At 42.0% G+C, this 13,028-nt stretch carries 8 protein-coding genes; 6 read left to right on the top strand and 2 right to left on the bottom strand.

All coding sequences use genetic code 11. From position 1 onward, the window contains the following. Positions 1-390 precede the first annotated feature (390 nt). Both FKG96_RS23045 and gap read left to right on the top strand, forming a co-directional pair. Complete coding sequence (locus FKG96_RS23045) at positions 391-849, top strand: MaoC family dehydratase (protein WP_130856527.1); 459 nt, start codon at positions 391-393, stop codon at positions 847-849. Positions 850-991: 142 nt separating this feature from the next. Beyond that, positions 992-1,990 (top strand): type I glyceraldehyde-3-phosphate dehydrogenase, encoded by a 999-nt coding sequence (gap, locus tag FKG96_RS23040; RefSeq protein WP_149106229.1) that lies wholly within the window; start codon positions 992-994, stop codon positions 1,988-1,990. A gap of 51 nt (positions 1,991-2,041) precedes the next feature. Here gap and FKG96_RS23035 read toward each other — a convergent pair whose 3' ends face one another. Continuing rightward, entirely contained in the window at positions 2,042-3,031 is a 990-nt protein-coding gene (locus FKG96_RS23035; RefSeq protein ID WP_149106228.1) for a GlxA family transcriptional regulator, read from the bottom strand. A gap of 96 nt (positions 3,032-3,127) precedes the next feature. Beyond that, positions 3,128-3,475 (bottom strand): ABC transporter permease, encoded by a 348-nt coding sequence (locus FKG96_RS23030; protein WP_256377679.1) that lies wholly within the window; start codon positions 3,473-3,475, stop codon positions 3,128-3,130. Positions 3,476-3,625: 150 nt separating this feature from the next. Here FKG96_RS23030 and FKG96_RS23025 point away from each other — a divergent pair, with 150 nt between their 5' ends. The 4 genes from FKG96_RS23025 (at position 3,626) to FKG96_RS23010 (ending at position 12,932) form a co-directional block, all read left to right on the top strand. Further along, the gene (locus tag FKG96_RS23025) at positions 3,626-6,718 is read left to right on the top strand and encodes a TonB-dependent receptor (protein ID WP_149106227.1); all 3,093 of its coding nucleotides are present in this window, start codon (positions 3,626-3,628) and stop codon (positions 6,716-6,718) included. Positions 6,719-6,735: 17 nt separating this feature from the next. Next, entirely contained in the window at positions 6,736-8,268 is a 1,533-nt protein-coding gene (locus FKG96_RS23020; RefSeq protein WP_149106226.1) for a RagB/SusD family nutrient uptake outer membrane protein, read from the top strand. 42 nt (positions 8,269-8,310) lie between these two features. Next, positions 8,311-11,148 (top strand): sugar-binding domain-containing protein, encoded by a 2,838-nt coding sequence (locus tag FKG96_RS23015; protein ID WP_246860324.1) that lies wholly within the window; start codon positions 8,311-8,313, stop codon positions 11,146-11,148. Positions 11,149-11,408: 260 nt separating this feature from the next. Further along, positions 11,409-12,932: a glycoside hydrolase family 43 protein gene (locus tag FKG96_RS23010; protein WP_149106224.1), complete on the top strand. Its 1,524-nt coding sequence runs from the start codon at positions 11,409-11,411 to the stop codon at positions 12,930-12,932. Positions 12,933-13,028 lie beyond the last annotated feature (96 nt).

Here is a 13,028-nt window from a genome sequence, read left to right as displayed (position 1 = left end):
TGTGCGTTAGGCTTATTTCACCACAAACAACCGGGTTGATGCCGAAAAAAAATTCCCTGTCCTGAATCATCGTTCCCCTATTGACCCTACCACCTTGGTTGGCGAATATGTCATTGAGATTGAAGAGGTGTGAGTGGAAGTGTGTAAATAGGAGGTGGTATATGAGGCGGAACCTTTAAAAGTATGAAATTGTAGCTTGTTTAGAGTAATGGGCTGTTTTGAAGGTTGAATCCTGAAAAGAACAGTCTTTGTAAATATACTTTACAGAAATAAATCTCCTTTATAAGAGACCCCGTTGTCATTTCATATTTTTTCAATACTTTTATGCCGTTGACCTTGAGTCGAGAGCCAAAAAACGTTTACGGAAATATTCATTAACCATTTAAATATATGTTAGTAATCAATAATTTTGAGGAGTATCAATCGCATGTGGGAGAGGAACTTGGTGTTTCCGATTGGCATAAAATAGATCAATCGCAAATTGACAAATTCGCCGATGCGACATTAGATCATCAATGGATACATGTAGATAAGGAGCGAGCCGAAAGTGAGGGGCCGTTCAAAAGTACCATTGCTCATGGTTATTTAACACTGTCATTAATTCCATATTTATGGAAGCAGATTGCGGATGTACGGAATATTAAAATGGAAATAAATTATGGTATAGAAAACCTGAAGTTTGGACAGCCAGTCTTAGTAGATAATGAAGTTCAGTTAAAAGCAAAACTTGTTTCCGCTGTTAACTTGAGAGGTGTTACCAAAGTTGTTATTGAAGCCACGCTCGCTATTAAAGATCAACCCAAGCCAGCATATACGGGTAATGTAGTATTCTTATACCATTTTATATAGCCCCTTGCGGTTGAGAGGACAAATGAAGATCGGCCTTACTTTACCGGAAGTCCGTTGTATCTATTAGTTGGCAGAAATTGTTGGTTTTTTGTCTTTTCTGACATGAATAAGGAATGGTAGCTTTGTTTAAAAAGATAAAGTTATGATTAAAGTTGCAATTAATGGGTTCGGTCGTATCGGTCGTTTAGCACTCCGTGAAATGGTGAATAATGATAAATTGGAAGTTGTTGCTATTAATGATTTAGCAGATCCTTCCATGTTATCTTACTTGCTGAAATACGATTCCATACATGGAAGGTTTGAAAAAGATGTTGATTACACTACAGATGCCCTTGTTGTTGATGGAAAGAAAATCACGGTGTACACAGAGCGTGAGCCATCAAAGCTGCCATGGAGAGATGATAATATTGATGTGGTATTGGAATGCACAGGAATTTTCGAATCCAAAGAGAGAGCAAAGGCGCACTTGGAGGCGGGGGCTAAAAAAGTGATTATTTCCGCACCATCTGATAAAGACGTTAAGACAATCGTCTATAATGTAAATCACCAGCTGCTTAACGCCAGCGACAAACTAATCAGTTGTGCTTCTTGTACAACGAATTGTTTGGCACCGATGGCTAAAGTACTGAATGATAATTTTAGCATTATTGCCGGCCAAATGACAACCATTCATGCTTATACCAACTCACAACCCTTAATGGATACCCCGGATCCAAAAGGAAATTATCGTAAATCGAGAGCAGCGGGGGACAGTATCATTCCCTATACCACGGGAGCGGCAAAAGCGATAGGCCTAGTGATCCCTGAATTAGAGGGAAAACTTGATGGTTCGTCCCAACGGGTTCCTGTCCATGCAGGATCCGTTGTTGAATTGTTTACCATACTTGAGAAAGAAACGAGTGCAAAAGAAATCAATACAACGATGCGAGCCGTAGCTAATGAATCATACGGATATACAGAAGATTTCATTGTCTCGGCAGATACACTAGGCATACGTTATGGTTCGCTTTTCGATGCTACCCAAACAAAGATTGTAACGGTTGGCGACAAACAGTTAGTAAAAACTGTTTCTTGGTATGATAATGAAATGTCTTTTGTATCGCAAATGGTTCGCACGGTGGCCTATTTCGGTTCCTTATAGAACTTTTGTGTCTCAGCGGGGACTGACTGTAAATTGTCGTTCTCGCTGATATTAAGCGATTGCGGTAGTAAAGTTTCTGCGATAGTCACTAGGAGTTGTTTTCAAGTGACGTAAGAACAAGCGGCGTAGTCCCTCGGTGCTTCCGATTCCGCACTCACAGCAGATTTCGTCCAATGTCAATTGGGTTTCCTCCAATCGCCGGCGTGCCATTTCAAGTCGTATTTTTTCAATATATTTTGCCGGGGTAATTCCGGTTTCTCGTAAAAAGACACGCGCGAAGTTTCTAGGACTCATAGAAACTTTCTCAGCCAAGAACGCTACGCTCAGCTCATCCTCCAAATGATCGATAATCCAATCTTGGGCAACTTTAATAGGTTCGTAATCCACCGTTTGATGCATGAGAATACTGCTAAATTGTGATTGATTTCCAGGGCGTTTTAGGTATAGGACCAATATTTTTGCTACCATAACGGCTATATCACGACCGAAGTCTTCTTCTACCATTGCAAGTGATAAATCCATACCGGTGGAGATACCTGCAGATGTATATAAATTCCCATCCTTGACATAGATGGCGTCTTTTTCTACTTTTATTTCCGGATAGAGCGACGCCATTTTATCGCAAACCTGCCAATGTGAAGTCACTCGCTTGCCATTCAATAGGCCAGCTTCCGCCAAAATGAAAGCACCGGCACAAATGGATCCTATACGGCGTATTTTACTAATATTTTCTTTGAGCCAACTAGCGATTTTCTCGATTATGGAGCTACCGGCATTGCCTTTTCCGGCAAATAAGATGGTATCTATTTCGTAATCGATCGAGTCAATTCCTCCCTCGCAAACAATGGGCAAACCCGCCGATGTATTGACTACGAAGGATGAATCCGCTGAAAGGACGTGGGTAACATAGGCTCTCTTTATTTCGGGTTTATGCCCCCTGACGTAGTCGGCAGCTTTCGTAAAAACTTCCAAAGGACCTGCTATGTCTAAAATAGAAGTCATTGGAGGAACTATAATAACGATATGTTTCGTATTATCCACGCTTATTTTTAAGGAGAACGAAAATAGGTAAAATGGCAGAAAATACAAAAATCATGTTTTTCTGCCATTACTAATTAATTAAAGTTTCCTTATAAACTAAGAATAGCCTAGCTCGCCTGACGTTTGAATATCCACGTTGCAACAGGCATTGCTATAGCAATAATAGCGATGCACCAAATAAACGCCAACCAGGTCGAATTTCCAGATGGTTACTACCAGCCAAGCACGCATGGCGTTGATAACGTGTGTGAGTGATTGATTTTCAGCGAAAAATCGTAGTGCCTTAGGCATGGTGTCAGTAGGGACGAAGGCACTAGAGGCAAATGTCAGTGGGAAAATTACGACAAACCCTGTCCATTGTGCTGCTTCCAAACTTTTAACGAATAAGCCTAAGATGGCCGATAACCAGGATATAGCCAAAGTAAACAGCAAAGCAAGAACAATGACCAGTCCCCATCAATAGGAGTGGTCATCCCTTAAGTAGATCAAAAGAATATTTTCCATCTTTTACCCACAATTGTCTATTTTTTGCGGATCGACGCAACGTAGTTTTGCAATACCACGGGGCGATCATTTAACCAAAATAAATCTTTTATGCTACCAATTAAATCAAGTCTCAATCAGAAGGGTGCACGGACTTTGTCCAGGACGATTCTTTGTATCCTTTGCTTTCTCATTCCACTTGCATCAAGTGCACAGGACGACGGAGAACAACAAATACGAGGGAAGATCACCGACCCTGTAGGACAAGCTATTCCTGGAGTTTCGATTACGGTTAAGGGAATGTCTGCCAAAGGGACGTCTTCCGACTCTGAAGGTAATTTTCAATTAAGTGCTAACTCACAAGATGTGCTGGTAATAAGCGCTATCGGTTATATTACCCAAGAAGTAAAAATAGGTGAGCAACAGGTTCTCCATATTCAACTTGCAACCGATAATACAACGTTGGACGAAGTAGTAGTAGTTGGGTATGGTACACAAAAAAGATCAAATATAACTGGAGCAATTGCGTCTATTTCGGCTGAAGATATTGTTTCTGAGGGTTTTAGTAATGTTGGGCAAGCCATTCAAGGTAAAGTAGCCGGTGTACAAATAGAATCAGGGGGTGGCAATCCGGGATCGGGTGTGCGCGTACTGATTCGCGGAACAGGATCGTTGAACAATAATAACCCACTTTACATTGTCGATGGTGTACAGGTTGATAACATCAATAACATAGCACCTAATGATATCGCATCCATGGACGTGTTAAAAGACGCCTCTGCAGCCGCTATATACGGGTCGCGTGCAGCTAATGGCGTCGTATTGGTAACAACCAAGTCAGGTAAAAAAGGAGATCATATTATTGCGCTTAATGCTTATTATGGCTTTCAAAAATTGGCCAAGAAGTTAGACGTCCTCAATGCGCAGGAATGGGCATCAGTAAGCAATGCAGCACACGATAATGCTGGTTTAGCACGTCTTGAAGTTGCGGAAAACTATGCACAGTTAGCAGATGTAGATTGGCAAGATGAAATCTTCCACAAGTCGCCAATGCAAAATTACAATATGAATGCTGCCGGTGGGGGTGAAAATTATAACTATAGTATTTCGGGAGATTACCTTGGTCAAGAAGGGATCGTTCGTACCACTGGGTACGAACGATATAATCTGCGAATTAAATCAGATCTTACCAAAGGCCGTGTAAAGATTGGGGAAACTATTATTCTCTCGGACGAAAAATGGCGAAACATGTCAGGAGGTTGGGGAGGCCAGGGTGGCGGTCCAGTTGGTGCAGCTCTTAAAATGATTCCTGTTTTCGATATATACAATCCAGATGCCGTTGGAGGTTTTGGCGGAGCTTATGGTCCCGTGGTCAACGTAGCTAACCCTCTTGCTCAACTGCATTTGGATAGGCCGGAATACTCAGTGGCTAATGCTCTTATCAACGCCTATGCGGAGGTCAGTATTATTGACGGATTAAAATATAAATATAATGCAGGATATACCCGAACCTATGGGAAGGATTTCGCTTATCAGCATCCCTATGAAGTAGGTACCTTATTTATTAATCGAATGGCTAACCTCTATGAAAGACGTACGGAAAAACAAGTTATCTTGCAAGAGCACACGTTAACGTACGATAAACAGTGGAACAAACATAGTTTACAGGGAATGGCAGGTTATACCTATCAGAATACAAGATATCGGGAGCTGAGCGGGCGTAAAAGTGGTATGCCCCGAGGAATTGAGGTGCTTGATGCCGGAACCACTAATACTGTTACAGGCAGTAATGCGCTCGAGAACACCTTAATTTCGTATTTTGGAAGATTAATATATACCTTTGATGACAAATACACGCTGACCGCAATTATCCGCAGAGATGGTTCCTCTCGCTTTGGTGAAGCCTATAAGTACGGTAATTTTCCTTCTTTAGCGGCCGCTTGGAATGTATCGAATGAGTCGTTTTTCAAAGATGCCGTTCCGGCAATCAGTTCCTTCAAGATTCGGGCAGGTTATGGCAAGCTAGGTAACCAGGAAATCTCAGATTATCAGTTCCTGGCCAATATAAACCCTAATATCAACTATGTCATTGGAGCAGATCAACATTTGATGCCAGGTGCAACACAGGTGGCTTTTGCTACACCGGATATACGATGGGAAAGCTCGGAAACGTACAATGCGGGTATAGACTTAGGGCTCTTCAATAACAAGCTATCGGTGATCGCTGATTATTTTGTGAAAAATAGCAATGATATACTTTTGCAGGTTCCCATACCCTTATCTACCGGAGCCGGCGCCGCCAGTCCGTTTATCAACGCAGGGAGCATACGTAACAAAGGTTTTGAAGCAGATCTTTCCTTTGCCGATGAAAAAGGTGATTTTTCTTATGGCATTAATGCCACTTTTTCAACAATCTCGAATGAAGTGTTGGCACTCGGCACCGGGTCTCAACAGATTTTTGGGGGGCAGCCAACTCATCACGGCGCTTCTGCAACGGTAACGCAAGCGGGTTGGCCAGTTGGAGCTTTCTACTTGATTCATGCAGATGGTATATTTCAATCAGAACAGGAAGTACAGCAGCATAGCTTAAATGGTCAACTGATTCAACCGAATGCTAAACCGGGAGATATCCGTTTCAGGGACGTTAATAACGATGGTAAAATCGATCAAAATGATCGGCAATATGCGGGGAGCCCGAATCCTAAATTCAGCTACGGATTTGGGGGGAATTTGCGCTGGAAGAATATCGACCTCAACTTGTTCTTTCAGGGTACTTACGGCAACAAAATCTATAATGGTTTACGCCAAGATTTAGAAGGCATGAACTTAGAGTTTAATTACCTGAAAACTACGCTAAACGCATGGACTCCACAGAACACGAATACAAATATGCCTCGGGCAGTGATAAATGACCCGAATCTTAATAGCCAAACTAGCGACCGTTTTTTAGAAAGCGGATCCTACCTGCGACTTCGTACAGTACAGCTCGGCTATACACTTCCATCTGCCACATTGGAGCATTTGAAGATAAACAATTGTAGATTCTACGTGAGTTTGGATAATGTTTTCACGATCTCAAAATATAAAGGCTATAACCCGGATTTGGGAAGGACGGGGAGCGTTTTAAATCGAGGAGTTGATTTTGGGCATATTGCTTATCCATTGGCACAAACTGCCATGCTAGGCGTACAGGTTTCTTTTTAAAAGCTAAATCTAAGAAAATGAATATTGAATATATATCACAAGTAAAGCGTGTAATTACCGCTGTGTTGATCGTCAGTGTGATGATATTTGCAGTAGGCTGCACGGATAAACTGTCGTTGGAAAATCCAAATACACAGACGGATGCTAATTTTTGGAAAAATGAAGAAGACGTATTAAGCGGCCTTGCCGCTACCTATAAAGTGCTAAAAGATATTAATCGCGGATATTTCGGAGTAAGAGGGGTGGAGCTGTCAAATGGGAGAGGCGACGATTTTTTTATCAGAAATGATGTGCAGTCTCTTTATCAGTTATCTACTTTTACTAATAATCCTACTACTACAACCCCCAGAGATATTTATGACGGTTTCTTTAGGGGAATCTTTAGGGCAAATCAAGTGATCGAAAATACGCCTAATGCATCGATTGATGAAGCAAAAAAAGCAGAGCTAATAGCAGAAGCGAAGTTTCTCCGTGCTTTGAACTACTTTTATCTGATTATCAATTTTGGAGACGTACCGCTTATTTCTTCAGTACCGAAGGAGCGCGAACAATATTTTGCGCCCCCTGCCAATCAGACAGACCTTTGGAATTTTATAATTGCGGATCTTACAGAAGCGAAGAATACGTTGCCGCTCAACTATTCGGATGTTTACATTGGTAGAGCAACCAACGGAGCTGCCATTGCGCAGTTAGGGAAAGTTTATTTATATATGGAACGTTGGGAAGATGCAGCAAATGAGTTGGACATTATAACGAAAGCTCCTTATGATTATACCCTGCTGGATGATTACGAGCATAATTTTATGGCCGCCTATGATAACAACAAAGAATCCCTGTTTGAGGTTCAAATGCAAAATGTGGGCGGACCGCAACCTTGGGCAGGAGAGAATGCTAATGAGTCGCAGGGCACCACGGTGGCACAGGAATTCGCACCGGCCGAAGTTGCCGGTTGGTTTGAAGCTTTTCCTACCAACAAGATATTCCAGGCTTTCCAACAGGAAAAAACAGCGGATGGTGATTTCGACGCACGTATGTATGCGTCGTTGGTATGGGACTACCCAGGGGCCTTGTATTACAATCGTCCTTTTTCAACAATTAAGAAACAATTCGGCTTCAATGCCATGATTCGTAAATACCAAAATTGGAGAAATAATGATGAAGGAATTTTTATTTCCGAGAATAATGAAAAAGTCATTCGCTTTGCAGACGTTTTGTTAATGCGGGCTGAGGCTTTGGTGCAATTGGGGCGGATAGAAGAAGCATATCCGCTTATAGACAGAATAAGAACGCGTGCTAAACTCGCTCCGCTTGCGGCGGGGAAAAACCAGCAGGCTATGATGATAGAGATTATGCATCAGCGCATGCTCGAGTTTTTTAGAGAAGGATTGCGATTTTATGATTTAAGGCGTTGGGGTAAACTAGCGGATGAAATAGCGGCAAGTGATAAAGAGGGCCGACAGTTTTTAACGCTTCCACGCCATGAACTGTTTCCAATTCCACAAGATGAGTTGAATACAAATCCAAATATGGTTCAAAATCCCAATTGGTAATGACCAAATGAATACGAAAATTTAAAAACGATTATAATGACCATGAATAAATTGCTCTTACTTTCTTGTTTTGCGTTGTTCGCAGCTTGTAAGGTAGACAAGTCGACGCAGAGCCATCTTGATCTGACAGGTGAATGGACTTTTTCATTGGATACAGCGGATATTGGCGAAAGGGAAAAATGGTTTACAAGGCGTCTAAAGGAAAAAGTGAAGCTGCCAGGCTCAACCACTACAAATGGTAAAGGCTTCGATATAGATGTCCATACGCCTTGGACGGGGGGCATTGTTGATTCTTCTTACTTTACGGATACAGCGTATGCTCGCTATCGTAAGGCAGGGAATATAAAAGTACCGTTTTGGTTGCAACCAGTGAAATATTATAAAGGGGCTGCTTGGTATCAAAAGGAGATTCAAATACCTGATAGTGCCTATCAGGAGGGTGCAGAGCTTGTCATCGAGCGGGTCCATTGGGAAAGTTCGGTTTGGTTAGACAGCGTAAAGCTGGGAACTGAAAATAGCTTAAGCACGCCGCACCGCTTTTTGTTTAAAGGGAGTCTCAAGCCTGGAAAGCACTTGCTCACTATTCGTATTGACAATAGGGTTAAAACCATCGATGTTGGTCCCAATGCACATAGTATTACTGATCATACCCAAACCAACTGGAATGGAATGATCGGAAAGATGACCTTGAAGCCATTGGAAAGACTGCGTGTAGAGAGCTTACAGGTTTTTCCTGATCTATCAAAGAAAACAGTGGCTGTCCGTGCACGTATTGTAAATATAAGTCGGCCGGTAAACGCTTCTTTGACACTTTATGCAACAGAGAAAGCGGGCGAGAGATTGAAAGACGTGCAACAAACATTAGTTCTCACAGGTGGTGTTAATGAAATAAAAATAGACTATCCGATGGGAAATGCCGTTAAGACCTGGGACGAATTTAACCCCAATTTATATACCATGATAGCTAGTTTAGTGGTAGAAGGGAAGTCCTTTGGGTATCAAACAGACTTTGGGATGCGTGAGATAGCCCTTAAGGGAAAGGAAATCACTTTAAACGGACGGCCTGTTTTTTTACGTGGTACACTGGAAAGTGCCATTTTTCCACTTACAGGATATCCGGCAACGGACGTTGCATCGTGGGCGAAGATTATCAAAACCTGTAAGGCCTACGGGTTAAACCACCTTCGTTTTCATTCTTGGTGCCCTCCGGAAGCAGCTTTCAGAGCCGCCGATAGCCTTGGGATGTATCTTCAAATAGAATGTGCATCATGGGCAAATCAGGGAGTTACGATCGGAGATGGCAAACCCCTGGATGATTATATCTATCGTGAAAGCGAGCGGATCGTGACACAGTATGGAAATCACCCCTCATTTTTAATGATGGCGTACGGAAATGAACCTAGCGGAAAAAATCATGTTGCGTATCTTCGAAAATTTGTGGAGACGTGGAAAGCCAAAGATGGGAGGCGTTTATACACTACCGCGGCGGGTTGGCCTGCCATCGCAGAAAATGACTACAACAACATACCGGAACCGCGAATACAATCCTGGGGTGAAGGATTGAACTCGATCATTAATAAGCAAAAACCGAGAAGTGATTACGATTGGCACGAGCGTATTGCTCAATTCGACATTCCTACGATCAGTCATGAAATTGGCCAATGGTGTGTGTATCCGGATTTTAAAGAAATAAGCGCCTATACAGGCGTAATGAAAGCAAGAAACTTAGAGATTTTCCGCGATCGCTTACGCGAAACCGGAATGGACACTTTAGCTGATCAGTTTTTGCAAGCATCAGGTAAGTTGCAGACATTATGTTATAAGGCCGATATTGAAGCGGCTCTGCGAACACCTGGTTTTGCGGGCTTTCAACTATTAGATCTGCACGATTTTCCCGGTCAAGGTACGGCTTTGGTAGGTGTGTTAAATGCGTTTTGGAAGGATAAGGGCTATGTAGATGGTAAAACTTATAGGCAATTTTGTAATAGTACCGTACCACTGGCACGTTTTCCCAATTTTATATATACCAACGATCAATTATTAAAAGTCCCCATAGAAATTGCTCATTATGGGGCAGAAGAAAAAAGCAATGTGAGCGTAAAATGGCAAATTATTGATGAGGCAAAGCATGTTTATGGTACCGGAAGTCTTTTGATCAATACGCTGCGGATCGGAAACAACCAACAAGCCGGTGCCGTCACTATGAATTTGAATGAGATAAAAGAAGCGAAGAAACTCACGCTTATAGTGACCTTAGGCCAATACGCGAATCAGTGGGATTTTTTCGTTTTTCCAAAAACGCTGCCAAATGTAAATAGCGAAGTGTATGTGACGGCTAGCTTTGATCAAAAGGCAAGGGAGCTACTGGCAAGCGGAGGTAAAGTGCTGTACACTTTAAGAAAAGGTGTTCTTAAGAAAGATAAGGGAGGCGATATCGCTTTAGGCTTTTCAAGCATTTTTTGGAATACAGCTTGGACGCGTGGGCAGGCGCCTGTTACGCTTGGCCTCCTCTGCGACCCCCAACATCCGGCATTTCAACATTTTCCAACGGATTTCCATTCCAACTGGCAGTGGTGGGATGCAATTACTCATGCCGATGCTATGCGGCTCGATAGAATCAATCCAACGTTAAAGCCTATTGTTCGCGTAATTGACGATTGGTTTACGGCAAGACCGTTAGGATTAGTTTTTGAGGCCAACATAGGAAAGGGTAAACTGATCGTGTCTGCAATCGATTTATTGACGGACCGTCAAAACAGGCCGGAGGCTCGTCAATTATTATATAGCCTTAGTGCCTACATGCAGTCATCTTCCTTCGCTCCTAAGACAACATTGCAGGAAAATGAGATTGCTCAGTTGGCACATAATAATAAATTTTAGATGTACCACCTACCAATATGTGGGGGTACATTTTCCAGGACACTTAGGCCTAATTGATGTTAGCTTTTAACACGTTAGCCACTTCCTTTTGTGAGGTCATTCCAGGTACAATATGGACATGATGCTCATTTTCTTGAAAAGTTAATTGAAAAAGTATACCTTGAGATGATCTATTGAATAAATGAGAAATAGGGCACTTCGTTCTTTTGTTATAATATGTATTTTTAGCACCTACGTTTGCAGGCAAAATAACATGTCAGATGTCTAAGATAATGAAGCTCGACTTTAATAAGATTACCCCGTTTTTTGTCGTATATTTAGGAATGTGCCAAATTCTTTTGGCTCAACATACAAATGCCGTGATCCCTGGTGATTTTGCAGACCCATCCATTATAAGACAAGAGAATACCTATTATGCGATCGGTACATCGAGTGAGTGGGGACCGCATTTTCCGATTTTTAAATCTACTGACTTGAACAACTGGCAGCAAGTTGGTTTTTTGTTTGAAGACGCTCCAAAGTGGACCAAAGGATCATTTTGGGCTCCCGAGTACTATTTCCATAAGGGAACCTATTATGTTTATTATACAGCTCGAAGAAAGAGCGATGGTGTTTCCTGTATTGGCGTGGCAACTTCCAGATTCCCCGACCGTGGCTTTAAGGATCAAGGTGTTTTAATAGAATATGGAAAGGAAGCAATTGATGCTTTTGTTGTGAACGACAATGGACAGTTATATATCACGTGGAAAGCATACGGTTTGGACAAAAGACCAATTGAAATTTTAGGGTGTCAACTGTCAGACGATGGACTTTCTTTAATGGGGAAGCCTTTTACCATGCTAAAGGATACAAGAGGCGCAGGAATTGAGGGGCAAAGTATTTTAAAGAAGGATCGCTATTACTACTTGTTTTATTCTGCCGGTGCCTGTTGTGGTCTCGAATGCACCTATAATGTACGAGTGGCACGTGCAGAAGCAATCGAGGGGCCTTATGAAGAATATGATAGTAATCCTATTTTAAGTGATTTAGACGGTTGGAAATGTCCCGGACATGGCACTTTTGTTGAAGATAAGGACGGAAAATCCTTTTATATATATCATGCTTATAATAAGAAGAGCCACGTTTTCACAGGAAGGGAAGGGCATATTTCCGAATTAGCATGGAAGGTTGAATGGCCAGTCTTTGGTAAGGCCATTTCAGCCAAATTTGCCTATAATGATAGCCATCATGATTTTAGAAAAAACGAAGAGCAGGCCTACTGGCAATGGGATTTTCGAAATATGCAACCAAAGATTCAAAGGCAAAATGGGCAATTACTTCTTTCAGGGAAGTATGATGTGGCAAGCAGCGCCGGAATAGCGCTAACTTTAAGACCGTATAGCGTTGCTTATGAAATCAGTACACTCGTTCTAAATAATAATGAAGCAATCAAAGGATTGGTTGTTTACGGTGATGAAAATGCGTCAATTGGAGTTGCGAGTGAGGGTGACGAGGTGGTTTTCTGGGTAATAAAGGACGGAAAGCGAGAGGTGCTCGATAGGCAACCTTTATCAAAAAAGCAGTACCCGGTTTATTTAAAGATGCGAATATCTCCTGATTTTACCTGTAGTGCATATTGGAAGCAGTCTAACGAATGGCAAGAATTAGTTGGCAAAAATTACAAATATGCAATTGATTTTTTGCCACCTTGGGATCGTAGTCCCCGGCCCGGATTAAATTTTAAAGGACCGCAGGGTAACGAGGCGGCATTTCAATTCTTTAACCTGGACTATCTAGAACCGTAAGGTGCGATTGGTTTTTATAGATATAGTCATCTTCATGTTTATTACATAAAACCACTGTTTCGTTACAATGTTCTGTTTTTGGCTTTTGCGGTGATA

Origin of the sequence: Olivibacter sp. LS-1 (assembly GCF_008245145.1) — a bacterium.
Classification (GTDB): Bacteria; Bacteroidota; Bacteroidia; order Sphingobacteriales; family Sphingobacteriaceae; genus Olivibacter; species Olivibacter oleidegradans.
Note: the sequence above shows the minus strand (reverse complement) of the source record. Positions and strands in the feature narration are given on the sequence as shown.

What these genes read in the sequence shown, in the direction of transcription:
- FKG96_RS23045 (WP_130856527.1), top strand. Translation starts at nt 391, where the DNA reads ATGTTAGTAATCAATAATTTTGAGGAGTATCAATCGCATGTGGGAGAG.
- gap (WP_149106229.1), top strand. Translation starts at nt 992, where the DNA reads ATGATTAAAGTTGCAATTAATGGGTTCGGTCGTATCGGTCGTTTAGCA.
- FKG96_RS23025 (WP_149106227.1), top strand. Translation starts at nt 3,626, where the DNA reads ATGCTACCAATTAAATCAAGTCTCAATCAGAAGGGTGCACGGACTTTG.
- FKG96_RS23020 (WP_149106226.1), top strand. Translation starts at nt 6,736, where the DNA reads ATGAATATTGAATATATATCACAAGTAAAGCGTGTAATTACCGCTGTG.
- FKG96_RS23015 (WP_246860324.1), top strand. Translation starts at nt 8,311, where the DNA reads ATGAATAAATTGCTCTTACTTTCTTGTTTTGCGTTGTTCGCAGCTTGT.
- FKG96_RS23010 (WP_149106224.1), top strand. Translation starts at nt 11,409, where the DNA reads ATGTCTAAGATAATGAAGCTCGACTTTAATAAGATTACCCCGTTTTTT.